Consider the following 25,434-nt stretch of genomic DNA (forward strand, 5'->3'; position numbering starts at 1 on the left):
AGACCGCGGGGATCGGCGCGGGCGAACGCCTTGACCTCCCGAATGGTCCATACCAAAATTCGGCCAACCACCCGTGCGAGCGACGCCCGCAATCCCCCCACATCGGGTCGTGATTCCGTTGTGCCGTTTCGCAGAAGGTGTGACCACGTGAAGAACCGCATCCTGGCCGGAGCCATCGCGCTCGTCTCGTCCGTCGCGCTCGGCGGATGCGGCTACATATCGGACTCGGGCAGCGGCGGCCGTACGGTGACGGTCTGGCTGATGAAGGACAGCGTCTCGCCGGGCTTCCTCGACAAGTTCACCCGCTCGTACGAGGAGGAGAATCCCTCGATCGACCTGGAGTTCAAGATCCAGGAGTGGAGCGGCATCGGCCCCAAGATCACCTCCGCGCTGGAGGGCGAGGACGCCCCCGACGTGATCGAGGTGGGGAACACCCAGGTCGCCCAGTACGCGGAGAGCGGCGGTCTGCGCGATCTGACCCTGGAGTCGATGCGCGACCTCGGCAGCGACGACTGGCTTCCCGGCCTGGCCCAGCCCGGCAGCATCAACGGCGTGCAGTACGGCATCCCCTGGTACGCGGCCAACCGCGTGGTGATCTACAACAAGGACGTCTTCGAGAAGGCGGGCATCGACTCCGTACCGAAGACGCGGGCCCAGTGGATCGCCGACACCGAGAAGCTCAACAGCCGCGGGAACCAGGGCATATACCTGGCCGGACAGAACTGGTACGTGCTCGCCGGATTCATCTGGGACGAGGGCGGCGAACTCGCCGACGAGAACGGCGGCGACTGGCAGGGTGCGCTGGACACCCCCGAGGCCCTGGCGGGCATGGAGTTCTACCAGAAGCTCCAGGCGCTCGGCGACGGCCCGACCGACGCCGACGAGGAAAAGCCCCCGCAGACCGACGTGTTCGCCAAGGGCGATGTCGCCCAGATCATCTCGGTGCCGGGAAGCGCCGCGCTCATCGAGCAGAAGAATCCCGAACTCAAGGGAAAGCTCGGCTACTTCCCCATCCCCGGAAAGACGTCCAAGGCCCCCGGATCGGTGTTCACCGGCGGCTCCGACCTGATCGTCCCGAAGAACGCCGACCAGCGCAGCGAGGGCATCGCCGTCGTCAAGGCGCTGGCGAGCGAGAAGTGGCAGACCGAGCTGGCCCGCAGCATGAGCTACGTCCCCAACAAGGCGAACCTCGCCCATGTCATCGAGGGCGAGGAGGGCACCGCGGCGATGGCGGAGGGCGCCACCCGGGGCCGTGCCACCCCCAACTCGTCCCACTGGGCCAGGGTCGAGGCGGACAACCCGATCAAGCCGTACATGACGGCCGTGCTGGAGGGCGGCGACCCGGCCGAGGAGGCCAAGGCCGCCTCCGAGCGCATCACCGCACTGCTCACCGGCACCGGCGGCTGATCCGGAACGCGCGAAGCCCGGAACGCGTCGCACGGCCGACCCGCCACGCACCGCCCGCCTGCGGCGCACCGCCTGCCACGCACCGCCCGTTTGCCCGCCGCGCACCCCCCGCCCCGGCTGGCTCGCGGACGCGCGCCTCCCCGGGCGTCGGCTCGCGGACGCGCCCCACCACGGCCCGAGTTCCGGGGATTCAGCCTTCGCACATCCGCGCTCCCCGCAGCGGTCACGTCGAATCAAGCCGATGACGGAAGAAGTGAGGGGTCGGAACGTCGCGCCCGCGACGGCCCGGCCCCCGACCGCTTCCGTCATCGGAGACCGCCATGACCGTGCTGCCCGTCGCCCCGATCCCGGCTCCCTCGCGCGTCCCCGCCCCCGCACCGTCCTCGCCCTCGGCGACCGCCGTCGCCCCGGAACCCGCCTACCGGGTCTCCCTCGCCACCGGCCGGGAGGAGGTGCGCGCGGCCCAGCGCCTGCGCCACCTCGTCTTCGCCGGAGAACTCGGCGCCCGACTGGACGGGCCCGAACCCGGCCTGGACGGCGACGCGTTCGACGCCTACTGCGACCACCTCCTGGTCCGGGAGTCCGCCACCGGCGAGGTCGTGGCCACCTACCGGCTGCTCCCGCCGGACCGGGCCCGGGCGGCCGGCCGCCTCTACGCGGAGAGCGAATTCGATCTGAGCCGGCTCGCCCCCATCCGCGACGACCTCGTCGAGGTCGGCCGCTCCTGCGTCCACCCCGCGCACCGCGACGGCGCGGTCATCGCCCTGATCTGGGCGGGGCTCGCCCGCTACATGGAACGCACCGGCCACACCTGGCTCGCCGGCTGCTGCTCCCTGCCGCTGGCCGACGGCGGCGCCTCGGCCGCCCGCAGCTGGAACACCGTACGGGCGTCCCACCTCGCGCCCCCGGAGCACTGGGTCACCCCGCACCGCCTGTGGGACTCCTCCGCGCACGGTACGGAGACCGGCTCCCGGGCCGACCTCCCGCCCCTGCTGCGCGGCTACCTCCGGCTCGGCGCCCAGGTCTGCGGGGCCCCGGCGTACGACCCCGACTTCAACGTCGCCGACCTCTACATCCTGCTCTCGATGCGCCGCACGGACCCGCGCTACCTGCGCCACTTCCTCTCCCTGGCCCCGCTGCGATGAGCGTGTGGCTGCCCGCCGCCCCGTGCACCCCGCAGGACTGCGCCCGGCACACCGGGGCGGTGCGCGCCCCGCTGCCCGCCGCACTGCGGCTGCTGGCCGGATGCGGGCTGGTCCTGCTCGGGGTCGCGTGCCTCCCCCCGGTCCGCCTGCTCGGGACCGGTCCGCGTACCCGGCTGACCCAACGGTGGGCGCGCGCGGTCGTACGGGCCTTCGGCGTACGCGTCACGGTCGGGCGTCACGGGGCGGCCCCGGTCGCCGGCGGTGAACTCGTCGTCGCCAACCACGTCTCCTGGCTCGACATTCCGCTGATCGCCTCGGTGCTGCCCGGCCGGACGGTCGCCAAGAGCGAGATCCGGCACTGGCCCCTGCTCGGCCCGCTCGCCGCGCTCGGCGGCACCCTGTTCATCGACCGCGACCGGCTCCGCGCCCTGCCCGATGCCGTACGGGACATCGCCGCCGCTCTGCGCTCGGGCTCCCGGGTCGTGGTCTTCCCCGAGGGCAGTACCTGGTGCGGCCGGGCCGGCGGCACCTTCCGGCCCGCCGTGTTCCAGGCGGCGATCGACGCCGGCGCGACCGTCCGGCCGGTCCGCATCGGCTACCGCGCCGGACCGCACGCCCCGGGACCGGCCGCCGGGGCCGTCGCGTTCGTCGGCGCCGATCCGCTCGCCGCCTCCCTGTGGCGGGTGGTGCGGGCGGCCGGGCTCACCGCCCGCCTCGACGTCCTCCCGCCCCTCCCCGCGGCCGGGGAGAGCGACCGCCGTGCTCTGGCCCGCAGGGCACGGTCGGCCGTCCTCGGACCCGGCGGCCCCGCCGCCCCGGTCAGACCGCCGTGGCCAGCGAGAGGGCGAACCGGCCCGCCGCGTCCGTCCACCACTGAGCCGGCCGCATACCGGCGGCCTCCAGCTCCGCGCGGACGTCCTCCCGCCGGAACTTCGCCGACACCTCCGTACGCAGTTCCTCACCGGCCTCGAACGGCACCACGAGGTCCAGCTCCCGGATCTTGACGGTCAGCGCGCGCCGGGCCCGCAACCGCATCTCGATCCACCGGTCCTCCGGATTCCACACCGCGCGGTGGTCGAAGTCGCCGAGCGCGAAATCGGCTCCCAGCTCCCGGTTGACGACGCTCAGCACGTTCTTGTTGAACGCCGCCGTCACCCCGGCCGCGTCGTCGTACGCGGCCACCAGCGTGTCCTCGTCCTTCACCAGATCCGTGCCCAGAAGCAGCGCGTCGCCGGGGGAGAGCAGGGCGCGCACCGACCGCAGGAACGCCGCCCGCTCCTCCGGCAGCAGATTGCCGATCGTGCCGCCGAGGAAGACCACCAGCCGGGGCCCCGGCGTCCCCGGCAGGGCCAGACCGCCGGTGAAGTCGGCGATCAGCGCGTGGACGGACAGTCCGGGACGCTCGGCGAGCAGCGACTCGGCCGCCCCGGTCAGGGCGCTCTCGCTCACGTCCACGGGGACGTAGCTGTGCAACTCGGGGAGCGCGTCCAGCAGATGGCGGGTCTTCTCCGAGGAGCCCGAACCCAGCTCGATGACGGTCCTGGCTCCCGAGGCCGCCGCGATCTCCGCGGCGCGGGACTCCAGGATCTCCCGCTCCGCGCGGGTCGGGTAGTACTCGGGAAGCCGGGTGATCTCCTCGAACAGCTCGCTGCCGCGGGCGTCGTAGAACCACTTCGGCGGCAGCGACTTGGGGTGCCGGGTCAGGCCGGTGAGGACGTCGGCGCGCAGCGCCGCGCCCGTCGCGTCCTCCGGCAGGGTGCGGGTCAGCAGGAAAGGACTCACGCGGTGGGCTCCTTGAGCGGGGTGAGCAGGACGTCCGTGCGGGTCGCGACCAGCAGGGTGCGGTCGGGGACCTCGTGCCAGAGCGGGTCGTCGTCGTACGGCTCCGAGGCGACGGCGGTGCGGCGGCCCGGGACCGTGAGATACCAGAGGGTGTCGCCCCAGGCGGTCGCCGTGATCGTGGCGCCGTCCGTGACGAGCAGGTTGAGGCGGGAGCCGGGCGCGGCCGCCGCGACCTCGCGGACGGTCTCCGCGACGGCCTCCGGCACGTCGTCCCCGGCCTCGGCGCGGTGGCGGACCAGCGCCCATATCAGCGCCGAGTCGTTGCGCGCGGCCAGCGACAGGAGCCGCTCGGCGGGCAGCGCCGCGGCCGGACCGGCGAGCGACCCCGGCCAGCCCTTCACCGCCCCGTTGTGGCTGAACAGCAGCCGCCCCGCGGCGTACGGCGCGGCCGCCGCCTCCCCGTCCGCGCCGGCCTCAGTGGCGTCCCGGACGGCCGCGAGCAGAGCGTGGCTGCGGACCACCCGGGCCAGATCGGTGAACGTCTCGTCCCCCCAGACGGGACCCCGCCGGCGGTAGCGCCCCGGCTCGGGGTCCCCGTCCGCGTACCAGCCGACCCCGAAACCGTCCGCGTTGACCGTGCCGTGGCGCTGCATGCGCGGCTCCCACGACTGCCGCACCAACGCGTACTCGGGGCGCAGGAGAACCTCGCCGAGCGTGACCGGCTCGCCCACGTAGGCGATATGACGGCACATCAGGCGTCCCGCGCGGTACGGAAGCCGGAGAAGATCTGCCGCCGCACGGGCAGGTCCCAGTTGCGGAAGGTGCCCCGGCAGGCGACCCGGTCGACGGCGAACGAACCGCCGCGCAGCACCTTGTGTCCCGGACCGAAGAACACCTGCGAGTACTCCCGGTAGGGGAACGCCACGAACCCCGGGTAGGGCAGGAAGTCGCTGGACGTCCACTCCCACACGTCGCCGATCAACTGCCCGGCGCCGGAGGGCGAGCGCCCCTGCGGATACGCCCCCGACCGCGCCGGACGCAGATGGCGCTGGCCCAGATTGGCGTGGGCCGGGGTCGGGTCCTCGTCGCCCCACGGGTAGCGCCGGGACCGCCCGGAGACCGGGTCGTGCCGGGCGGCCTTCTCCCACTCGCTCTCCGTGGGCAGCCGCCGCCCCGCCCAGCGGGCGTACGCGTCGGCCTCGTACCAGCTGACGTGCAGCACCGGCTCGTCGTCCGGCACCGGTTCGGTCACCCCGAACCGGCGGCGCAGCCACTGGCCCGCCTCGCGCCGCCAGAACAGCGGTGCCTCCAGCGCGTGTTCGCGGACCATGGCCCAGCCCTCGGGGGCCCACCAGCGTTCGTCGCGGTAGCCGCCCTCCTCGACGAAACGGAGGTACGCGCCACAGGTGACCGGCGCGGTGTCCAGGTGGAAGGCCGCCACCTCGCGTTCGTGCGCGGGGCGTTCGTTGTCCAGGGCCCATGGCTCGGCGGAGGTGCCCATCGTGAACGGGCCGCCGGGAACGAGGACTTCGACGGGCAGGGTCTCGTCGCCGGCGGGCGCGGGCGGCGGGGGAGCGGTGAGCGCGGCCGGCCCCGACCGGAGCTGATGCGTGATCAGCATGGTCTCGTCGTGCTGCTGTTCGTGCTGGGCGATCATCCCGAAGGCGAACCCGGCCCGCTCCAGCGGCCGTCCGCCCCCGTGCAGCGGGGCGGCCTCCAGGAGATCCAGCGCCCGGCCCCGTACGTCCGAGGCGTACGTCCGGGCCTCGGCGGGGTCCAGCAACGGCAGCGAGGGGCGTGAGGCGCGCGAGTGCTCGAAGGCGTTGTACAGGCCGTCGATCTCCGGACGCAGCGCCTCCCGGCCGCCCACGGCGCGGAGCAGCCACTGCTCCTCCTGGTTGCCGATGTGCGCCAGGTCCCAGACCAGCGGCGACATCAACGGCGAGTGCTGAGCGGTCAGTTCGCCGTCGTCCACACTGTCGGTGAGCAGCGCGGTGCGGTCCCGCGCGGCGACCAGGGCGTCGAGGGCCCTTCGCCGCAGGGCCTCCGGATCGACGTCCGCCGCGACCGGGAAACCGGCCGACGCGGCGGAGTGCTCCGGATCGTAACCGTCGGAACGCTCGCGGCGCCCGGCGCCGGTGCGGTTCTCGGCGTTCTCGTCGTGCTCGTTCATGCGGAGGCCGCCTTTCCGGGGTGCGGCGGGAGGGCCGGCGGCCCCGGGGCGTCGCCCGTGCGGCCGTACGGAGGCCGCCCGGAGCTATGAGGGGACACACCGGGCGCGCCCGGCGGGAGCGGACCGGTGAGCAGGCCCGGAGCGTCCAGCAGCCCCGGCTCGGTCAGCAGCGCCGGATCGGTCAGCGCGTCCGGATCGGGCAGGTCGTCGGCCGGACATCGGCCCCGGGCGACATAGCGGTCGGCGAAATCGGCCACCGTGCCGCGCACGCCGTCGCTCGCGCCCATCCGCTCCAGCGCCGGGTGCACGGCGTCGAAGCAGGCGGTGGCCGCCGCCCGCAGCTCCGGGTCCGCCAGCCCCTCGCGGGCGGCCGTCGTCCAGAGCGGGTTGAGCGGGGCCACCGCCGAACCCGCCGTCTCCGCCAGCGGCTTCACGGCCCGGTACACCGCCTCGGCGGCCTCCGGGTCGTCGAACAGGGCGGTGGCGACCGCGAGCGGCACCACCCAGCCGTCCGGCCCGCGCTGCGCGTCGATCATGCGCAGTTCGAGATGGCCGCGCGGCCGCACCGGCGGGAACAGCGTGGTGAGGTGGTAGTCGAGATCGGCCCGCGTCGGCGGCCGGGGCGACCCGGTACGGATCCACCGGCGGAAAGTGAGCCCCTCGGGGACCTCCCACGGGCCCTCGTCGCACCGGACGCACAGCACGGGTGCGTCCAGGACATGCGCGGCCCACGCCTCACGGGGCGGACGCCCGGGGCGCGGCGCGAGCGTACGGCCCGGGTCGAGGTTCGCCCACAGCGACTGCCGGGTGGAGCGCCACCCGGTCCGGCGGCCACCCCGGTACGGCGAGTTCGCGAACGCCGCCACCAGCACCGCGCCCAGCAGGTGCACGAGCTGCCAGCGCCGCCCGAGCCCCAGCGGGCCCGGCTCCTCCTCGCCCGCGTCCAGGCAGACCTGGATCGACGCGGAGGTGCACATCATCGCGCGCCCGGCGGGGCCCACGCGGTCCAGCGCGGCCTCCATCGCGTCGTAGCGCGGCTCCCGCAGCACCCGGCGCGGGCGCCGCCACGGGTCCACCCCGAGCCCGACCGGCGCCAGCCCGGCCGCGCCGAGGGAGGCCCGGACCGCCGCGAGATCGGCGGCGGTGGTCCCGACGCACTCCATGAGCGAGCCGGCCGGCTGCGAACTGAGCTCCAGCTGCCCGCCGGGCTCCAGCGTCACCGCCGCGCTCAGCGGCAGCGCCCGCACCGCCTCGACCGCACCGTCCAGCCGCTCCCGCGCGACCGGGCGGTCGGGATGTTCCCGGTCGTGGATGAGCCATTCGAGTTCCACCCCGACCTTTCGCGGGGGACCCGTCTTGAAACATATGCCGCGCAGTAACTCCTCGGCACCGCTCTCGTCGAGGGGGACGTCGTCCGGGCGCGAGCCGGTCGCGCCGGGGTGGTCCAGGGCCATCGGGGCCTCCTTCGCAGCTGCGTACCTACCAGCGAAACCCGTACCCGGAGATCGCACAAGGGCGCCCCCGAGCCACGAAAACCCGGTTGCGCCCAGGCCGGGTTCCCCCGGACCATGCCCCGTATGCACCACACGGGGGAGCGCACATGAGCGCACGGCTGCGCGGCATCGCGCGCGCCACGGAAGAGGCCGTCGCGGCCGGCCGGTACCGCGACGCGGCAGGCCAGGAGGTGTCCATCGAACGCGCCGTGACCGCCGCCCTGTCCGGGACCCGGCTCTACGGCCCGGACCCGGTGCACGTCGCGGCCCTGGACACCGACCGCGTCCCGCGCTTCGAGGTCACCGGCGAGAGCAGTCTGGCCGCGGCCCGCCGGATGGCCGGTGAGGCGCCCGGCCGGATCGCCGTCCTCAACTTCGCCTCGGCCCGCAATCCCGGCGGCGGCTACCTCAACGGCGCGCAGGCCCAGGAGGAAGCCCTGTGCCGGGGATCGGCGCTCCACGCGACCCTGCTGCGCGCCCCCGACTACTACGCGCACCACCGCGCCGAACGCAGCGCCTTCTACACCGACCGGGTGATCCACTCGCCCGCGGTGCCGGTCTTCCGCGACGACCGGGGCGCCTTCCTGGACGCCCCGTACACGGTCGGGTTCCTCACCTCGCCCGCGCCCAACGCCGGGGTGATCCGGCGGCAGACCCCCGAGGAGGCCCATCGTGTCCCGGCCGCCCTGGCCTCCCGCGCCGAACGGGTCCTGGAGGTCGCCGCCGTACGGGGCTACCGCAGGCTCGTCCTCGGGGCATGGGGGTGCGGAGTCTTCCGGAACGACCCGGCCGATGTGGCGGGGGCCTTCCACAATCACCTCGGGGAGGGCGGCAGGTTCGGCGGCCACTTCGAGCAGATCGTCTTCGGCATCCTGGACCGGGACCCCGCATCGCCCGTCCGGGCCGCCTTCGACCGCTTCTTCGCCTGAGCCACGGGTGCGGGCGTCCGTGGGCCCGGCCCGGTCGCCGTCGGGCTCCAGCCGTGCCGTGCGCGTCAGCTCCAGCCGTACCGCTCGCGCAGCCGCCCGGTGACCCGCTCGAACCGCTCCGGGTCCAGCGCGCACGCCTCCCGGCGCATCCCCGCCTCGTGGACCCGCAGGACCCGGTCCAGATCGACCCAGGACGGCCGCCCCGAGCTGTCCCAGGGGCCCGCGCCCAGCGCCACCCACTCGTGGTCCCCGTCATGCTGCTTGCTGGAGAGCTGGACGGCGAGCAGCGTGCCCGTCTCCTCACGGGCCACGACGAGCACCGGCCGGTCCTTCCCGCGCCCGTCGTTCTCCTCGTAGGGCACCCAGGTCCAGACGATCTCGCCGGGGTCGGGATCGCCGTCGCGATCCGGGGCGTACGACGTGCGCACGCGACCCACGTCGTCGGGATCGGCCTGCGCCGTGGCGGTCGGGCCGCTGCTGCCGGGCACGTCAAAGGGGTTGTCGGAACGGTAGGCGTTGTCGTGGAACGTCATCGCAACACCGTAGAACCCCGGCCGCCCGCGCGGCGGAGCGGGGCACTCCGCCGGGGTGGCGGGACGGCGTTCCGGCCAGCGTGACCGATGCTGCCGCCCCCGGGCCGAAACCCGCTCCCACGGGTCTGGAAGACTGCCCGGAGCCATGAGCCAGTTACCCAAACAGCCCGCCGAAGTGACCGTCCCGACCAGCGCCGACGTCGCGCGGCTCGCCGGAGTGTCCAGGGCCACCGTGTCGTACGTACTGAACAACAACGCCACCGTCCGGATCAGCGATCCCACCCGGCGCCGCGTCAGGGAGGCAGCCCTCCAACTCGGTTACGTCCCGCACGCGGCGGCCCGCAGCCTGCGCGCCGGACACAGCCGCATGGTCCTGCTGCCCTCCGGACACATACCGGCGGGACCGCCGCACCAGTACTTCTTCGAGGAACTCCAGGCGGGGCTGCGCCGGCTGGACTACACCGTCGTCCAGTACGGCAGCGCCGGCCTCACCGCCGACGAGGCGGCCACCGCCTGGGCCGAACTGCGGCCCGTCGCCGTCGTCGTACCGCCGGGCATCGCCCTCACCCCGCACGGCACCGGCATCCTGACCCGCTCCGGAGCCAAAGCGGTGATCACCCTGGGCCCCGACCCGGTGGCGGGGGCGCACGGACTGGTCATGGACCAGCGCCGGGTCGGGAGCAGCGCGGTGGAGCACCTGGTGGCCCGGGGCCGCCGCCACATCGGCGTGGTCATGCCCGAGCAGCCGTGCCCGGAGTCCTTCGCCGAGACCCGCCTCGCCGGGGCCCGCCGCGCGGCCGAGGCCGCCGGAGCCCGCATACGCCCGCTCCCGCTCCGGTACGAGGAGGAGTCGGCACACCGGCTGGCCGCCCGCTGGCCTGAGCTGGGGCTGGACGCGGTGTTCGCCTACGACGACGCGTACGCGATGCTGCTGATGCGGGCCCTCCAGGACGCGGGAATCGAGGTCCCCGCCGACACGGCGATGATCGGCGCGGACGACTCGCTCATCGGCAGGCTGCTGCGTCCCCGGCTGAGCACCGTCCGGATGGAACTCGCCATGCCGCAGCCGCTGGCCGAGACGATCGACCGCATGGTCCAGCACCCGGGCGGGCCGCCGGTCCACCACGACCTGCTGCGCACCAGCGCCGTCCACCGGGAGTCCAGCTGACCGCCTCCGACGCGACGACATGCGCCGGGCGGGGCGCGTGTCTAGCGTCGGAGGCATGAGCCATCCGCAGAGGTACGAGCTGCTCCTGATCCCCGACCACAGCCGCACGCGCTCCGGCGCCCCCGGGCGGCCGATCCGCTCCGCGATCGTCGCCGCCACCGGCGAGACCGGGGCCTCGGGCTACCCCCGGTACGCGGGCGAGGGCATGGAGGCGGACGTCGACCCGGCGACCCGCACGGTGGAGGCCGTCCTCATCGACGGGGAGGAACTGGACTACGGCATGTCGGTCCAGGTCGCCGACGCGGAGGGCGAACGCCCGGCCGCTCGCTGACGCGGGCCCGGCTCCCCGCTGCCGTACGGACGCGAGGCCGCGGCCCGCCCGGAACCCGCCCGGTGACGGCGCCGGGGGGCCGTCCGGTCACGGCACCCGGGGAGTTGTCCGGGCACGCCGCTCGGGAAGGCGTCCGCGTACGCGCCGAGCGCCGCGGCCGTGCGCCGGGTGCTTCGCGGGAACGGCATGGCGAAGGCCCCGGGCCGCGCACCTGGTCCACGGTGTCGTCCACCGTGCCCATGGCACCGTCCGGGGCCTTCGAGTCGCTGCGCGTCGCGGTCCGCTACGGGGTCTCCGGCTGTCCCTCGCCCGCCTCGGCCGCCCGCTTCTGCTCCTCGACGGACTTGCGGACCTCGTCCATGTCCAGGTTCCTGGCCTGCCCGATCACATCCTCCAGGGCCGCCTCGGGCAGGGCGCCCGGCTGCGCGAAGACCGCCACGTTGTCGCGGACGATCATCAGCGTCGGGATGGAGCGGATGTCGAACGCCGCCGCCAGCTCCTGCTGGGCCTCGGTGTCGACCTTGGCGAAGACGAGGTCGGGGTGGCGCTCTGACGCCGAGTCGTAGACCGGTGCGAACTGCTTGCAGGGGCCGCACCAGGAAGCCCAGAAGTCGATCAGGACGAAGTCGTTGTCGGTGACGACCTGATCGAAGTTTTCCTTGGTGAGCTCGACGGTGCTCATGCGGGGTACCTCTTCCTCTGCCGGTGGCCTGACGGACCTCTCCGGCACAACGGTGACTGCACTTGAGCTATTCCGCCTGCCCATGTGGCCGGGGCGCACACCCATGTGGAGACTGTTTCCATGACTGATTCCACGGCTGACGCAGGAAAGACCACAACCGAAGGCTCCCCGTACGACGTCGTCGTCATCGGGGCGGGGCCGGTCGGGGAGAACGTGGCGGACCGGGCCCGTGCCGCCGGGCTCACCACGGCGGTCGTGGAGTCGGAACTGGTCGGCGGCGAATGCTCCTACTGGGCGTGCATGCCGAGCAAGGCGCTCCTGCGCCCCGTCGTCGCCCGCGCCGACGCGCGCCGGGTCCCGGGGCTGAGCGCCGCCGTGCGGGGCCCCCTGGACACCGCGGCCGTCCTCGCCCACCGGGACGAGGAGACGAGCCACTGGAAGGACGACGGCCAGGTCGCCTGGCTGGACGGCGTCGGAGCGGACGTCTTCCGGGGTACGGGCCGCCTCACCGGCCCCCGCGAGGTCACCGTCACCGCCCCGGACGGCACGGAGCACCGGCTCACCGCCCGGCACGCCGTCGCCGTCTGCACCGGCACCCGGGCCGTCGTCCCCGATCTGCCGGGCGTCGCGGAGGCCCGCCCCTGGACCAGCCGCGAGGCCACCAGCGCCGACCGGGCGCCCGGCCGGCTCGTGGTCGTCGGCGGGGGAGTGGTGGGCGTGGAGATGGCGACCGCCTGGCAGGGTCTCGGCTCCGAGGTGACCCTGCTGATCAGGGACGGCGGCCTGCTCCCGAAGATGGAGCCCTTCGCGGGCGAACTGGTCGCCGACGCGCTCAGGGAGGCCGGGGCCCGCATCCGTACGGGCGTCTCCGTCACCGCCGTACGCCGCCGGGACCCGGGCGGCCCGGTCACCGTCGAACTGGACGACGGCGACCACGTCGAGGCCGACGAGATCCTCTTCGCCACCGGCCGGGCCCCGCGCACGGACGACCTGGGGCTGGAGACGGTCGGACTCGAACCCGGGGCCTGGCTCACCGTGGACGACAGCTGCCGGGTCGAGGGCACGGACTGGCTGTACGCGGTCGGGGACGTCAACCACCGCGCCCTGCTGACCCACCAGGGCAAGTACCAGGCCCGCGTCGCGGGCGCGGCGATCGCGGCCCGCGCCGGACAGGCCGCCGTCGACACCGCCCCCTGGGGAGCGCACGCGGCCACCGCCGACCACGCGGCGGTCCCCCAGGTCGTCTTCACCGACCCCGAGGTCGCCTCGGTCGGCCTCACCCTCGCCGAGGCCGAACGCGCCGGCCGCCGCGTCCGCGCCGTCGACTACGACCTCGGCTCGGTCGCCGGCGCCGGCCTCTACGCCGACGGCTACCGGGGCCGCGCCCGGATGGTCGTGGACCTGGACCGCGAGACCCTCCTCGGCGTCACCTTCGCCGGCCCCGGCATCGGCGAACTCCTGCACTCGGCGACGATCGCGGTCGCGGGGGAGGTGCCCATCGCCCGCCTCTGGCACGCGGTCCCGGCGTACCCGACCATCAGCGAGGTGTGGCTGCGGCTGCTGGAGACGTACCGGGGGTAGGAACCGCCGTCGGGTACACACACCGGGAGACGCCCCTACGGGTCGGCCCCCGGAGGCAGTCACTCCGGGGGCCCACCGAGCTGTGCCCTCCGCCAGTTCCTCGTAACCCCGGTTGATGACGCAGGCGTTGTGCGGTGCGGTACGGAGGTGTCCCGGCCGCCGTCGTCGACAGCACCACCACGGCGTCGCAGCCGGGCGGGGGGGAGAGAGACCGGCCCGCCGGGGACGTCGACCGGCCGACGATTCCGTACGTCCTAGACCCATATGCGTAGAGCCGCTGTCACGGCGACCGCGGCCACCAGGGCGACCGCTCCGAGGCGGGGGATCGGACGAACTGGCGCCGTCCAGTCGGGACCGGCCCTCCCGCCACGGTTCGCCCTCCAGCGGGCCGTCGACGTCCCGGTCGGCGCCCCGCGGCACGTACTGATGGGGGAATCGTTCCCGAGTCGCAGCGACATGACGGTTCAGCGACCCGGCCGCGAACGGCTCCGGTTCGCGGATCGGGCTCGGGCCATCCCGCTTCGGACTCCTCGCGGGGCAAGGGAGTTCCGCATGCGTGAGGGAGCGGCGAATCCCCCTTCGCCCGTACGGCGGCATCCGCCGCGTCTCGGCCCCGCTGGCCGGTGATCGGACTCCGTGGCTTCCCGCCCGTGGCCGGGCCGCCGAACTCCTTCGCGCGGCCGCGTGGGGGATTGGCCGAAAAGTGTGCCTTGTGGCGGGGGTCACCGGGTCTTCACAATCGGATCGCCTTGACGGGTGCATGACGACATCGTCGCCGTGCGCCGTCGTGGTTCCCACAGCGACCCCCCACCGAAAGAAGGCACCCCGTGAAGCACCTCCTCCGTGCGCTGAAGAGATGTTCCGTCGCCGTCGCCACCGTCGCCATCGCGGTCGTCGGCCTCCAGCCCGCCACCGCGACGGCCGCCCCCAACCCGGTCGTCGGCGGAACCCGCGCCGCCCAGGGCGAGTTCCCCTTCATGGTCCGGCTCTCCATGGGCTGCGGCGGCGCCCTGTACGCCAAGGACATCGTCCTCACGGCCGCGCACTGCGTGAGCGGATCGGGCAACAACACCTCGATCACCGCCACCGGCGGCGTCGTCGACCTCCAGTCGTCCAGCGCGGTCAAGGTCCGCTCCACCAAGGTCCTCCAGGCTCCGGGCTACAACGGCACCGGCAAGGACTGGGCGCTCATCAAGCTCGCCCAGCCCATCAACCAGCCCACCCTGAAGATCGCCACCACCACCGCCTTCAACCAGGGCACGTTCACCGTCGCCGGCTGGGGCGCCAACCGCGAGGGCGGGAGCCAGCAGCGCTACCTGCTCAAGGCCAACGTCCCGTTCGTCTCCGACGCCGCCTGCCGCTCCGCCTACGGCAGCGAACTCGTGGCCAACGAGGAGATCTGCGCCGGATACCCCGACACCGGAGGCGTCGACACCTGCCAGGGCGACTCCGGCGGCCCGATGTTCCGCAAGGACAACGCCGGCGAGTGGATCCAGGTCGGCATCGTCAGCTGGGGCTACGGCTGCGCCCGCCCCGGCTATCCGGGCGTCTACACCGAGGTCTCGACCTTCGCGTCCGCGATCGCCTCGGCGGCCCGCACCCTCTGACACCCCGCCCCGCCCCGCCCCGCCCCGGCCCGGTCGCCCTCGGGTGATCACGGCTGAACCACCCGGGGCGCCCGTCCGCACGGGCGCCCTCGACGGCCCCCGGCCTCGCCGCCGGGGGCCGTCGCCGTTGCGCCGTGCTGCCGGAGGGCGGCCGAGCGCGAGGGCGCCGGCCGTCGCTCTCCGGGGGCGCACCGGGCCGCCGCCTTCGGACCACGAGCCGTCCCGCAGCCCGGCCTTCGGGTCCGGTGAGCGGGCCGCCGACCGTCCGGCCGCCCGGCCGTCGCCCGCTTCCGCACCCGCCGGCCCCGCCCCGGCCGTCCGCTGCTCCGGGCCGGTCCGGCAGGGGCCCGGACGCGTTGTCACTGGCTCCGCTTAGAGTCTCTCCCAATCGTCACGGTGCGTCGCCGTCGACGGGATTCTTCAGTGTGCCGCCGGCGCGGCGGCCATCCGGAACGACGGGGAGAACAGCGCATGGGGTGGGTCTCGGCGGGCGACTACGAAGTCGCCCTGGAGGCGGGCAAAGTGGTCTGCCGCAACGGGAAGGGCCGGCGGCTGAAGTCCGTTCCGGCGAAGCTGAAGGAGGACCCGGCGGTCGTCGGTCTCCGCCAGTTGACCGAGTGGCTGGACCGGCACGAGCGCCGCTGCCTGAGCGACGTCGAGCAGTGGATGGTGCGTTCGCTGCCCGTTCCCACCGCCGTGCTCGCCCGGGTCTGGCCCGATCCGGCGTGGCAGACGGCCCTGCGGGACGTGGTGGTCACCGGAGCGGACGGCGGAGTCGCCGGATTCCTGCGCGACGTCGACCCCGACCGGGGCCTCGGCCTCGTCGACCTGGACGGCGACACGGTCCGCATCACCCCGGACATCGTCCACGTACCTCACCCCGTCCTGCTGGAGGACCTCGACGAACTGCGGGAGTTCGCCGTCGAGCTGGAGGTGCGCCAGAACGTGGAGCAGTTGTTCCGCGAGGTGTGGCACCGCCCGGCGGACCTCGCCCCGGACGCCACCTCCGTGGACACGTACGCCGGCGGCGTCTTCAAGGAACTGCGCTTCCTGCACGGCCGCGTCACCCAGCTCGGCTACCGGTCGCGCGGCGGCTACGCGGTCTGTCCGGTCGTCGAGGACGGCGCCGCGGTCGAGGCGCGGATCTGGATCGGCGAACACGACGGATACGACGCGTACGACACCGAGACCGGCCCGCTGGGCTGGACCGACGCCTCGGGGCGCGCGCTGACGGCGGCCGAGGTCGGCCCCGTGGCGTGGTCCGAGGGCATGCGCATGGCGGCGGCGCTCTACGCCGGTCGCGACGTGGAGGACGAGGAGCGGGCGGCATGAGCACCACGACGAACACCGGAACGAAGACCGGCACGAACACGGCGACGGCGGACACGGCGTCCCTTCCCGCCCAGAGCGGCGGCCGCGGTGCCTCCGACCGTGCCGCCCGGGCCCGTACGGCCGCCCTGCTGGACGCGGGCGCGATCCTCCCGGCCGGCACGACCGACCGGGACGACGCCGACGCGCTGACCGCCCGCACCTACACGCACACCGCCCTCGGGGACCGTCCGCTGGTCCGCCTCGTCCCCGGCACGCTCGGCGAGGCCGAGGACCTCGCCCTGGAGTTCCTGGGGCTGGCCCGGACCGAGGAAGCCCCCGTCGTGGGACAGGTCCGCCGCGAGACACTCGGCTTCCCCGCCTGGGCCCTGGTCAACGACCCGGCCAACGGCCACCACGCACTGGCCCTGGTCAAGGACATCGAACGGCTCGGCCGGCAGGCCAAGACCCGCGCCGGCGCGGCCAAGGAGGGCTTCGACGAACTGGGCACCCGGCTCGGCCGTGCCGTGCCGCACTTCCTCCCCACCTACTACGAGCAGGTGGCGCGCCTCTTCCTCCAGGCCGAGAACGCCACCTACGCCGCCTCCTTCTTCGGCAAGGCCCGTGAAGCCGAGCGGGTCCACGGCCTGGTCGTGGACGAGGACCGGCAGCGGGCCGTCTTCCTGGAGTTCGCCCTCGCCGGCGCGCTGACCGTGAAGGCGCTGCGGCAGTACGTACGCGACCTGGTGGCGCGGCTCGCCCCCGAGGACGCCTGGTCGCAGTTCCGCCGGCTGCTCGTGGAGCGCTGCGCCGCGGGCATGCCGCCCTACGCCGCGCTGCCGCAGGACGTCCGCACGCTGGTCAAGGCCGCCGGCCTGGACCGCGAGAGCGCCGAACGCGAGCTGGTGGCGGACCTCGTCGGCTCTCCCGGAGTCGTCCGCGCCCCCGCCTCGTTCTGGTCGGCGTACGGCTCCGCGCTCACCGCCCTCGCCCGTACCGACGAGACCGTGCGGGCCCGGCTCCTCGGCTTCTTCCCGGAGACCTTCGGCGAGGACGGCCAGGACACGGACGGCGAATCCGGCTGGCTCGGCCTGCTGGCCGCGTCCGGCGCCGAGGACATGCTGACCTCTCTCCGCGACCCGGCGTCCGCCGCCCCCGACGCGTCCGTCTCCCCGGCGGACTGGCTCGCCCGCTGGGAGGCGTACCGGCGACGCAACCGGGCGACGTCCGGCCGCAGTACGCGCACCCTGGACCTCGTCACCCGGATGGCCGACAGGCTGCGCGCCGACGGGCGCCCCGTCGACCTGTTCCAGGGCCGCTGGCGGCGCACGGCCGACCTCGACCTCCTCGACCTCTGCCTCGCCTCCGGCATCACCGTGGCCGAACCGGACCACGAGGCCACCGGCCCCGGCCGCACGCGGTCGCACGGCTTCGCGCTGGGCCCCTGGCTCGCCGACGACGAGTCCGGGCGGCGCGACCTCGAAGCCGTCGCCGCCCACCCGGACTTCCGCGCCCTGCTGCGCCAGGAGGTCGGCGGTCTCGGCGACGGACACGGCCGCCGGCTGAGCGACGCCGGCATGACGAAGCTCGCCTCCCACCCGGTCCTCTCCGTCCTCCTGCGCGAGTGGCTGACCGCCTGTGCCGAGGAGTACGCCGCGGCCCGAGGACTTCCCGGACTGCGCGTCGCGCTCAACAAGCTCTCGCCGTTCCGCGCCGTCGTCGCGGACGTCGCCCCCGAGGCCGCGCGCCTCCTCGCGGACCACGAGATCGTGCCGCTGCTCGCCGCCACCCTGCGCACCGGCGTCCTGGACGAACTGGGCTGGCCCGCGCTCGACGAGACCTACGACGAACTGGCCGCCGAAGCCGCCGCCGCCGCGTCGCGAAGCGGGAACAACCGGTCGCAGGGCATCGGCGTCACCGGCGCCTGGCCGGCACTGATTCTGAGCACCTTCGAACGGGCCGTCGTCGTCGGACCGGAAGGCGTCCTGCTCCGCCACACCCTGCGCCTGCCGCCCACCACCGACCAGTGGCGGACGGTCGCCTACCGCTACGTCGACGGCGAACTGCTGGTGATCTGGTGGGAGGACGGCAAGCAGCGCGGCTACTGGTCGCACCGCCCCGCCGAGGTGTTCGCGGTGGGCGGCGAACAGGTCCCCCGCTGGGGCCGCCCCAGCCTCTCGGACGAGGTGTCCGTGCCGCTGCCCGGTGGCGGTAGCGCCACCGGCGGCAAGGCCCTGCACGCGGGCGACACCACCCTCCCGCCGCAGCGCGCCGTGCTCTCCGACGGCGCAGGCCACTGGCGGGAGGGCCACCAGGGCACCCAGCACGTGTGGCTGGAGTACGACCCGGCCACCGGCGCGCACGGCCGCGCGTCACTGCCCGCCTTCCTCCGCTCCGGAATCCAGGACGGCACCCGGCTGCTCGCCGAGCACTGCCAGGTGCTGCCCCTCCAGCCCGGTCTGGAGACCACCCCCTTCGGCACGGACGGCGCCGTGCTCGGCCGCTGGGTCCGCCGCAGCGTCACCGAGCCCGGTACGGCCGACCCCGCCGGCACCGGCCGGACCGTCGCCGGCACTCCCGACGGACACACGGTCTCCCTGCCGCACCCGCTGCGCGACGGCGCCTCGGTGACACCGCTCGGCGCTCTCACCCTGCCCGGCGGCTCACGGCCCGTCATGATCCTGCGCCACCGGTCCGTCGAAGGCCATCCGGCGGACACCGACGGCACCGCCGGCATGTGGTCCGTCAGCACCGACTCCTCCGGCGGGAGCGACGCGGCGGGCACCCCCTACGTGCCGCCCGTCTCCTACTGGCACGCCCTGCGCCCGAGGGACGGACAGGGCTCCGCCGTCCTGCGGAAGCTGGGCGACGATCGGGCCGAGAAGCTGTTCGACGAGGTCGCGACGGCGGTCGCCCGGCACCTGGAGGCGTTCCGGGCGGTCGAGACGTACACCGGGCCCTCGTCACGCGAGCTGACCGAGGAGGCCGTCGCCCGGGTGCTGCCCGAGGTGACCGACGCACGGCTCCGCGCGGGCGTCGCCGCACTCGTGCGGACCGCCGTGGACCGCGCCGTATCGGTCGCCCGGTACCTGGAGCCGCCCGCCCCCGCGCGGCCGGTCACGCCCCAGGACAGCGCACGCACCAAGGGCATGTTCTTCGACCACGAGCCCGAGCACGGCGACGACACGACCCTGCGGGAGGCCACCGCCTGGGGCCCCGAGCGGATGCGCGGGTCGTGGTGGGGAGGCGGAGACCGGTGGTCGGCGATCCGGCAGGTCCTCGCCGTCAACCACGTCTTCGGCGGGGAGCCGGCGTTCGGCCCGCCCGTTCCGACTAAGGTCCCCTTCACCCCTGTGGACGGCTGGCAGCGCGACGCGTACACGGTGCCCGGAGAGAACCTGTCCTGGACGCACCTCCTCGACCGACTGCCGGAACTGGCCTACCGGGCCGCGTCGGAGGCCACCGCCCCCGGGCACCGAGCCGGCCTCCTCGTCCTGCTGGAAGCCCTCGCCGCCGGCCCGCTGGCCGACCCGGCGGGCACGGTCCGCAGGGTGGAACTCATCGAGCCCCTCGACACGACCACCCCCGGAAGGACCGGACGCCCCGAGGCCGTCCACCGCCTCGGCCACGTGCTGCGCAAGGGATCCCGTACCGTCGTGATCCTCGCCGACCACGGCCGCCACAGCGGAAGCGACTCGGCCCGCTGGCTCGCCCTGGACCACGACCCGACCGGAGCCTTCGGACCCGTTCCCGGCTTCACCCTCGACCGCGAGCACGTCCTGCGGGAGGGCATCGCCCCCGACCGGCTCGTCCGGCTCACCGCGCTGGTGCGGGAGAAGGGCGCGGCGCCCTGGCGTCCGGAGGCCGCCGAGGCGTTCCACGCGGCCACCGGAATCGGCCCCCTCCAGGCCACCGCACTGCTGTCGGCGGCCATCGAGGAGCCCGGCGCCGAGGCGCTGGCCGTGCTGGGCGCCAAGACCCGGGCCTTCGAGGCCGCCCAGGACCGGCTGGACGCCCTGCCCCGCGACGACCGGCACACCGTGCTCAAGGCCCTGCTGCCCGCCGACCCGGCCGAGCTGTGGACCACGGGCCCCGACGTCCGGGCCGCCGCCGAGGTGTGGCGCGAGCGCCTGGGCTCCCTCGTCCGCGTCCCCGAGGAACTGGACCTCGACCTCACCGGAGCCTTGGCCTCCTCCGTCGACCTGGTCCTCAACACGGGTTCCCGGCCCTGGCTCGCCCACGGAACCCCCGTACCGGGCGGCGGCGCGAGCCCGGCCCTTCACCGGGTGAGCGGGCGCGGCGCGATCGTGACCGCCCTGACCGCCCTGCGCACGCTCGCCTACACGCTGCCGTACGGCCACCCCCTGCGGGACCACCTGCCCGTCGGACTCGCGGCTCTGCGCAACCGCCTCGCCGACCCCGGCCTGGTGCTGGACCTCGGCCTGGACTGGACCGAATCGGGGACCTCGATAGGTGCTGTGATCCGCGAAGCCCACGGGCTCCCCGAGTCCGGCGGCGCCGACGCCGACGGACTGGTCCGGGCCGGAACGGCGCTGCTCCTCACCCCGGGGTACGGCGAGAGCGAGAAGCTGCTGATCCGCCCGGCCGGTCTGACCGGCCCCGACGATCCGGCGTTCGGCCTGGTCGAGGGCACTGTCAACCCGCTCCGCACCGGTGACCTGCTGGCCCTGCGCGCCCTGCTGAGCGAGGAGACCGACGCCCTGGTGGCGGCAGGCGCACCCGACGGCTCCGAGCCGCACCCGGCCCAGGACCCGACGCGGACGGCACCGGAACTGGTGGCCGAGGCGGCCGACGCCCTCTCCCTGAGTGCGGACGCCGCAGCCCTCTACCTGATGCTGCTCGCCCTGCCCGACCCCACGGACCGCAACTGCGTCCGCTGGACCGAGTGGAAGCCGGCCCGCGTCAAGAAGGCCCGCGCCGAACTCTCCGCCACCGATCTCGTGGTGGAGGCGAAGCGCTCCCGGGCCGGACGCACGCTCTTCCTCCCCTGCGGCTGGCTGGAACGCGGCGCCCCCGGGCTGCCGCTGGAGACCTGGAAGGAAGGTCTGTACCCCGTGGCGGGGTCCGCCCGGACCCTGCCCCACCTCGCCGTGCCCGCGCTGTACGCGGCAGCCTGGGCCCGGGTCAGGGGCGGCGACACCCCCGCCTTCGAAGAACTGGACACCCGCGCCCCCCGGAAGGGCCGCCGCCGATGACGAACGACACCACGACCACCCCGGCGGAAGCGATTCCGGGCCAGGCCGCCGAGCCCGGCCGGACAGCGCGGCAGATCACCCTGCCCGAGGACCGGTACGCCACCGAGCTGGCCTTCCTCGCCGCCCACGACACCGGGCCCCGACCGCCCGGCTGGCTGCTGACGCCCCGTGCCGTCGTCACCTTCGTCATGGGCAGCGCCGGTGACGCGCTCAGCCTCCCGAAGGGGGCCCGGCCCGCGGCAGGGGTGCCGCGCCGCCTGGTGATCGAGCAGAAGTTCGTCGGCGAACGCGCCCTGGTCGAGCGGTGCGTGGTCACGCTCGCCGGAGAGCGCGGCCTCCTCCTCGTGGGCGAACCCGGCACCGCCAAGTCGATGCTCTCCGAGCTGCTGTCGGCGGCCGTCTGCGGGACCAGCGCGCTCACCGTGCAGGGCACCGCGGGTACCACCGAGGACCAGCTCAAGTACGGCTGGAACTACGCCCTGCTGCTCGCCCAGGGACCCACCGAGCAGGCACTCGTGCCCTCCCCGGTCCTGACCGCCATGACCCGGGGGGCCGTCGCCCGGGTCGAGGAGGTCACCCGCTGTCTGCCGGAGGTCCAGGACGCCCTGGTGTCGCTGCTCTCCGAACGGCGCATCGCGGTGCCCGAACTGGCGGGTGGCGACGGGGCCCAGGTGCACGCGGCCCCCGGCTTCACCCTCATCGCCACCGCCAACCTCCGGGACAAGGGCGTCTCGGAGATGTCCGCGGCGCTGAAACGGCGCTTCAACTTCGAGACCGTGGGGCCCATCGGGGACGTGGACGCCGAGATGGCTCTCGTCCGGCGCCAGTCGCGGGCCGCCGTCGAACGCGTGGGCGCCGCCTACCAGGTGGACGACGCGGTCCTCGAAGCCCTCGTCACCGCCTTCCGGGACCTCCGGGACGGCCGCTCCGCGGAGGGCTGGGAGGTCGAACGCCCCTCCACGGTGATGAGCACGGCGGAAGCGGTCTCCGTGGCCGGTGCCCTGGGCCTGGCCGCCGCCTACTTCCCCGGCGACCGGGACGTGCTCTCCCTGCTCCCGGGCCATCTGCTCGGCGTCGTCCGGAAGGACGACCCCGCCGACGCGGCACGGCTGCTGGGGTACTGGGACGGGCCGGTGCGCAAGCGGGCGGAGCAGGGTTCCGCCACCTGGCGCGCGCTGTGGGACCTGCGATCGGTGCTGGAGAACTGACGGATGAACGAGTCGACCACCCCCGGTCCGGGGACGACGGCCGAACCGGGCGCCAACGCCGGCCCCCCGGCCGCCGACGACGCGCCCGCCGGGACCCCCGCCCGGGGCCCGGCGGGCGGATCGGCCCCCTCGGAGGCCGCCCTGGCGGCCCTCGCGGCGACCGGTCCCGGGGCGCCGTTCCTGATCGGGGTGCGCCACCACGCGCCGTCGCTGGCGGCCGCCCTGCCGGCGCTGCTCGACGCGGCGGACCCCGACGTCCTCCTCGTCGAACTGCCCGCCGAATTCCAGCCCTGGCTCGGCTGGCTCGCCCACGAGGAGACCGAGGCCCCGGTGGCGTTGGCAGCCGTGCCCGCCGCCGGACCCGGAGCCGGTCCGGCGGGGGAACGGGGCCCGGCGTTCTACCCGTTCGCGGACTTCTCGCCCGAACTGGTCGCGCTGCGCTGGGCGGCGAGAAACGGCGTTCCGGCCGTGGCCTGCGATCTGCCCCTGGCCGACCGGGCATGGGCGGAGGGCGGCGACGGCGCCCCGACCCCCGCACCCGCCCCCGGGGCGGTCTCCGGACCGGGGACGGGGGAGGGGCGCGGACTGTCCGCCGCGCTCCGCTCCCGGCTCACTGGGCGGGACGGCGACGACCTGTGGGACCGGCTGGTGGAGACCGGAGCCCCCGGCTCGACACCCGAGGCGCTCCGCCGCGCCGCCCTGCTCACCGGCTGGGCACTGCGGTACGAGGCCGAGGCGGGGGCAGGGGTGGGGGGTACGGACCTGGCCCGCGAGGCGTGCATGCGCGGCCACCTGGCCGAGGCCCTGGAGAGCGGACGGCGGCCCGCCGTGGTGGTGGGGGCCTTCCACACCCCGGCGCTGCTCCCCTCGGTAGGGGACGCCGGAACCACCGAGCGCGTCGACGCCTTCGCCGCGCCGGGCCCGGCCACCGCGTCCGAACAAGGCCCGGGGGCGCGGCGTACGCCCACCGGGCCCGGCCCGGCCCCGGACCCGTCGGGCGCCGTGCCCGCTTCGGCCGCGCCGCAGTCCGCCGCGTGCACCGTCTCCCTGATCCCGTACACGTACCCGCTGCTCGACTCCCGGTCCGGCTACCCGGCCGGCATCCGGGACCCCGAGTGGCAGCACACCGTCCTGGAGGCCGCCGGAGATCCGGCCGCGCTGCACGAGGCGCTGGTCGGCACCGCCGTGCGCCTGTGCGCCGCGCTGCGCGAGAAGGGCCACCCGTACGGCCCGGCGGACGGGCGGGAGATCGTCCGGGTCGCCGGGGACCTCGCCCGGCTGCGCGACCTGCCCGCGCCCGGCCGCGGTGAACTCCTGGAAGCCGTGCAGACGGTGCTGGGACGCGGCGAGACGTACGGCGCGGGCCGCGCCGTCGCCCAGGCCCTCGAAAGCGTCCTCGTGGGCACCCGCACAGGGCGGCCCGCACCGGCCGCGCCGCGCAGCGGACTGAGCCCCGCCGTCGAGGCCGAGACCGAGGCGCTCGCGCTGCCCGGACCGCGGGACGCGCACGAGAAGACCCCGCGCGATCTCCGGCTCGACCCGTCGCGCTCCCCGCTGGACCGCCGCCGCGAACTGCTGCTGCGCAGGCTGAGCGTGTGCGGCATCCCCTACGCGCGGGAGCAGGAGGTGACCGGTGCGGCGGGCGGCGAAGGACTGACGACGCGCTGGCAGGTGCGGTGGACCCCGGCGACCGCCGCCATGCTCACCGCCGCCGGCGCGCGCGGCGTCACCCCGGCCCAGGCGGCCGAAGGCGTACTGCGTCAGCGCCACGCGGCCGAGCGCGCGGAGGGCGGTCCGACCGCCGCCCAGGTCGTCCGAGGGCTGGCGGAGGCCGCCGCGTGCGGACTGCCGGCCCCGGCCGACGAGCGGCTGGCCGAACTGGCGGACGTCCTCCCCGCGACCGGCACCCTGCCCGAACTCCTCGCCGGGCTCGACCTGCTGGACCGCATCGACGCGGGCCACCTGCCGGGACTGACCGCTCCGGAGGGCACCGAAGAACCGGCCGACGGTGACGAGCTCCCGCGCGCGGCCGACCGCGCGCGGGCCGACCGCATCGCGCACGCGGCGGACCTGCTGACCGCCGCCGCCGTCCGCCAGGTCGACGGGCTGACCGGTTCCGAGGAGCCGGAGGACGCCCGCGCCCTGCTCGAACTGGCCCAGCGCGCCGACCGGCTGGGCGGCATCCGGCTCGCCGACGCCCTCGCCCGGCTGGCCGCCGACGGCGCCCCGCTGATCGCGGCGGCCGCCGGAGCCGTCAGGGTGCTCACCGGCCACGAGGAGGCCGAGCCCTTCGGCGAACGCGTCGCCTCCTGGGTGGACGGAGCCGTGGACGGCGCTTCCCGGGCCGTCCTCACCGCCCGCCTCACCGGCGTCCTGACGGTCGCGGGCCCGCTGCTGACCGTCGGCATCGGCGCTCTCGACCCGTTGCTGGACCGGGTCGTCGAGCTGGAGGACTCCGCGTTCCTGGCCCGGCTCCCGGCCCTGCGCGGCGGTTTCGACACCCTGAGCCCGGCCGCTCGGGACCGTCTCCTGGACACCGTGGAGGAGCGGTTGGGCGAACGGGTGGACGCGCTCGACGGTGACGACCCCGTCGAGCTGGCCCGGCGAACGGCCGCCGACCTCGCGGCGCGGGACCTGCTGACCGGACTCGGCCTGCCCGTGGCACCACCCGACGACGGCCCGGCTCGCCCGCCGTCCGACCACGCCACCCCCACGAGCCCCACCGCGGAGCCCGCGAAAGCCACGCCCGCGAGCCGCACCGCCGCACCCGCGACAGACACTCCGACGAGCCCCACCGCCGTGCCGGTGACAGCCACGCCCGCGAGCCCCACCGCCGCACCCACGACACCCACCCCCACGACACCCCCCCCC

The 25,434-nt window shown here is 75.0% G+C and carries 17 protein-coding genes and 1 pseudogene; 12 read left to right on the forward strand and 6 right to left on the reverse strand.

Translation table 11 applies throughout. The annotated features are described in order from the left end of the window. Positions 1 to 147 precede the first annotated feature (147 nt). The 3 genes and pseudogenes from IF19_RS0104900 to IF19_RS1000000135870 all read left to right on the forward strand — a co-directional run bounded on the left by IF19_RS0104900 (position 148) and on the right by IF19_RS1000000135870 (position 3,429). Entirely contained in the window at positions 148 to 1,407 is a 1,260-nt protein-coding gene (locus IF19_RS0104900) for an extracellular solute-binding protein (RefSeq protein ID WP_030116053.1), read from the forward strand. A 320-nt stretch (positions 1,408 to 1,727) separates the two neighbouring features. Then, positions 1,728 to 2,552, forward strand: coding sequence for a GNAT family N-acetyltransferase (locus tag IF19_RS0104905; protein ID WP_030277959.1), 825 nt, complete (start codon positions 1,728 to 1,730; stop codon positions 2,550 to 2,552). Beyond that, positions 2,549 to 3,429 (forward strand): annotated as a pseudogene (locus IF19_RS1000000135870) (lysophospholipid acyltransferase family protein). The gene IF19_RS0104905 and the pseudogene IF19_RS1000000135870 overlap by 4 nt, the downstream one beginning before the upstream one ends. Here IF19_RS1000000135870 and egtD read toward each other — a convergent pair. From egtD to egtA, 4 genes are read right to left on the reverse strand one after another with little or no spacing between them, the layout of a single operon-like run. Further along, complete coding sequence (egtD, locus tag IF19_RS0104920; RefSeq protein ID WP_030116056.1) at positions 3,372 to 4,334, reverse strand: L-histidine N(alpha)-methyltransferase; 963 nt, start codon at positions 4,332 to 4,334, stop codon at positions 3,372 to 3,374. The pseudogene IF19_RS1000000135870 and the gene egtD overlap by 58 nt on opposite strands. Continuing rightward, positions 4,331 to 5,086 (reverse strand): ergothioneine biosynthesis protein EgtC, encoded by a 756-nt coding sequence (egtC, locus tag IF19_RS0104925; RefSeq protein WP_030277961.1) that lies wholly within the window; start codon positions 5,084 to 5,086, stop codon positions 4,331 to 4,333. Before egtC ends, egtD begins: the two co-directional genes overlap by 4 nt. Then, complete coding sequence (gene egtB / locus IF19_RS0104930) at positions 5,086 to 6,507, reverse strand: ergothioneine biosynthesis protein EgtB (RefSeq protein ID WP_030116059.1); 1,422 nt, start codon at positions 6,505 to 6,507, stop codon at positions 5,086 to 5,088. Before egtB ends, egtC begins: the two co-directional genes overlap by 1 nt. After that, positions 6,504 to 7,961, reverse strand: a complete 1,458-nt coding sequence (gene egtA, locus IF19_RS0104935) for an ergothioneine biosynthesis glutamate--cysteine ligase EgtA (protein ID WP_078580459.1) — start codon at positions 7,959 to 7,961, stop codon at positions 6,504 to 6,506. Before egtA ends, egtB begins: the two co-directional genes overlap by 4 nt. 146 nt (positions 7,962 to 8,107) lie before the next feature. Here egtA and IF19_RS0104940 point away from each other — a divergent pair, with 146 nt between their 5' ends. Continuing rightward, entirely contained in the window at positions 8,108 to 8,929 is an 822-nt protein-coding gene (locus tag IF19_RS0104940; RefSeq protein ID WP_030116063.1) for a TIGR02452 family protein, read from the forward strand. A gap of 65 nt (positions 8,930 to 8,994) precedes the next feature. On the opposite strand, the gene IF19_RS0104945 is transcribed toward IF19_RS0104940, so the two are convergent. Then, entirely contained in the window at positions 8,995 to 9,462 is a 468-nt protein-coding gene (locus IF19_RS0104945) for a type II toxin-antitoxin system PemK/MazF family toxin (protein ID WP_030116064.1), read from the reverse strand. A gap of 145 nt (positions 9,463 to 9,607) precedes the next feature. Here IF19_RS0104945 and IF19_RS0104950 point away from each other — a divergent pair, with 145 nt between their 5' ends. Both IF19_RS0104950 and IF19_RS0104955 read left to right on the forward strand, forming a co-directional pair. Then, on the forward strand, positions 9,608 to 10,630 hold the full coding sequence (locus IF19_RS0104950) for a LacI family DNA-binding transcriptional regulator (RefSeq protein ID WP_030116065.1): 1,023 nt from the start codon (positions 9,608 to 9,610) through the stop codon (positions 10,628 to 10,630). Between the two features lie 55 nt (positions 10,631 to 10,685). Beyond that, on the forward strand, positions 10,686 to 10,961 hold the full coding sequence (locus tag IF19_RS0104955) for a hypothetical protein (protein ID WP_030116066.1): 276 nt from the start codon (positions 10,686 to 10,688) through the stop codon (positions 10,959 to 10,961). Positions 10,962 to 11,244: 283 nt separating this feature from the next. On the opposite strand, the gene trxA is transcribed toward IF19_RS0104955, so the two are convergent. Further along, a complete protein-coding gene (gene trxA, locus IF19_RS0104960) occupies positions 11,245 to 11,643 on the reverse strand; it encodes a thioredoxin (RefSeq protein WP_030116067.1) in 399 nt (132 codons plus the stop codon). Positions 11,644 to 11,763: 120 nt separating this feature from the next. Between trxA and IF19_RS0104965 the strand changes: the two genes are divergently transcribed. The 6 genes from IF19_RS0104965 to IF19_RS0104990 form a co-directional block, all read left to right on the forward strand. Then, positions 11,764 to 13,224, forward strand: coding sequence for a dihydrolipoyl dehydrogenase family protein (locus IF19_RS0104965; protein ID WP_030116068.1), 1,461 nt, complete (start codon positions 11,764 to 11,766; stop codon positions 13,222 to 13,224). Positions 13,225 to 14,051: 827 nt separating this feature from the next. After that, positions 14,052 to 14,831, forward strand: coding sequence for a S1 family peptidase (locus tag IF19_RS0104970; RefSeq protein ID WP_030116069.1), 780 nt, complete (start codon positions 14,052 to 14,054; stop codon positions 14,829 to 14,831). A 471-nt stretch (positions 14,832 to 15,302) separates the two neighbouring features. After that, entirely contained in the window at positions 15,303 to 16,163 is an 861-nt protein-coding gene (locus IF19_RS0104975) for a DUF4132 domain-containing protein (RefSeq protein ID WP_030116070.1), read from the forward strand. Continuing rightward, positions 16,160 to 21,355, forward strand: a complete 5,196-nt coding sequence (locus tag IF19_RS0104980) for a hypothetical protein (protein ID WP_030116071.1) — start codon at positions 16,160 to 16,162, stop codon at positions 21,353 to 21,355. The genes IF19_RS0104975 and IF19_RS0104980 overlap by 4 nt, the downstream gene beginning before the upstream one ends. Further along, the gene (locus tag IF19_RS0104985; RefSeq protein ID WP_030116072.1) at positions 21,352 to 22,563 is read left to right on the forward strand and encodes an AAA family ATPase; all 1,212 of its coding nucleotides are present in this window, start codon (positions 21,352 to 21,354) and stop codon (positions 22,561 to 22,563) included. The genes IF19_RS0104980 and IF19_RS0104985 overlap by 4 nt, the downstream gene beginning before the upstream one ends. A gap of 3 nt (positions 22,564 to 22,566) precedes the next feature. Further along, a partial coding sequence (locus IF19_RS0104990; RefSeq protein ID WP_050498994.1) for a DUF5682 family protein occupies positions 22,567 to 25,434 on the forward strand: 2,868 nt, incomplete at its 3' end.

The organism is Streptomyces californicus, from assembly GCF_000717645.1.
In the GTDB taxonomy this organism is placed as follows: Bacteria; Actinomycetota; Actinomycetes; order Streptomycetales; family Streptomycetaceae; genus Streptomyces; species Streptomyces californicus.

Excerpts from the sequence above, each read along its gene's own strand:
- IF19_RS0104905 (WP_030277959.1), top strand. The coding sequence starts at position 1,728 with ATGACCGTGCTGCCCGTCGCCCCGATCCCGGCTCCCTCGCGCGTCCCC.
- egtC (WP_030277961.1), bottom strand. The coding sequence starts at position 5,086 with ATGTGCCGTCATATCGCCTACGTGGGCGAGCCGGTCACGCTCGGCGAG.
- egtB (WP_030116059.1), bottom strand. The coding sequence starts at position 6,507 with ATGAACGAGCACGACGAGAACGCCGAGAACCGCACCGGCGCCGGGCGC.
- egtA (WP_078580459.1), bottom strand. The coding sequence starts at position 7,961 with ATGGCCCTGGACCACCCCGGCGCGACCGGCTCGCGCCCGGACGACGTC.
- IF19_RS0104940 (WP_030116063.1), top strand. The coding sequence starts at position 8,108 with ATGAGCGCACGGCTGCGCGGCATCGCGCGCGCCACGGAAGAGGCCGTC.
- IF19_RS0104945 (WP_030116064.1), bottom strand. The coding sequence starts at position 9,462 with ATGACGTTCCACGACAACGCCTACCGTTCCGACAACCCCTTTGACGTG.
- IF19_RS0104950 (WP_030116065.1), top strand. The coding sequence starts at position 9,608 with ATGAGCCAGTTACCCAAACAGCCCGCCGAAGTGACCGTCCCGACCAGC.
- IF19_RS0104955 (WP_030116066.1), top strand. The coding sequence starts at position 10,686 with ATGAGCCATCCGCAGAGGTACGAGCTGCTCCTGATCCCCGACCACAGC.
- trxA (WP_030116067.1), bottom strand. The coding sequence starts at position 11,643 with ATGAGCACCGTCGAGCTCACCAAGGAAAACTTCGATCAGGTCGTCACC.
- IF19_RS0104965 (WP_030116068.1), top strand. The coding sequence starts at position 11,764 with ATGACTGATTCCACGGCTGACGCAGGAAAGACCACAACCGAAGGCTCC.
- IF19_RS0104975 (WP_030116070.1), top strand. The coding sequence starts at position 15,303 with ATGGGGTGGGTCTCGGCGGGCGACTACGAAGTCGCCCTGGAGGCGGGC.
- IF19_RS0104980 (WP_030116071.1), top strand. The coding sequence starts at position 16,160 with ATGAGCACCACGACGAACACCGGAACGAAGACCGGCACGAACACGGCG.
- IF19_RS0104985 (WP_030116072.1), top strand. The coding sequence starts at position 21,352 with ATGACGAACGACACCACGACCACCCCGGCGGAAGCGATTCCGGGCCAG.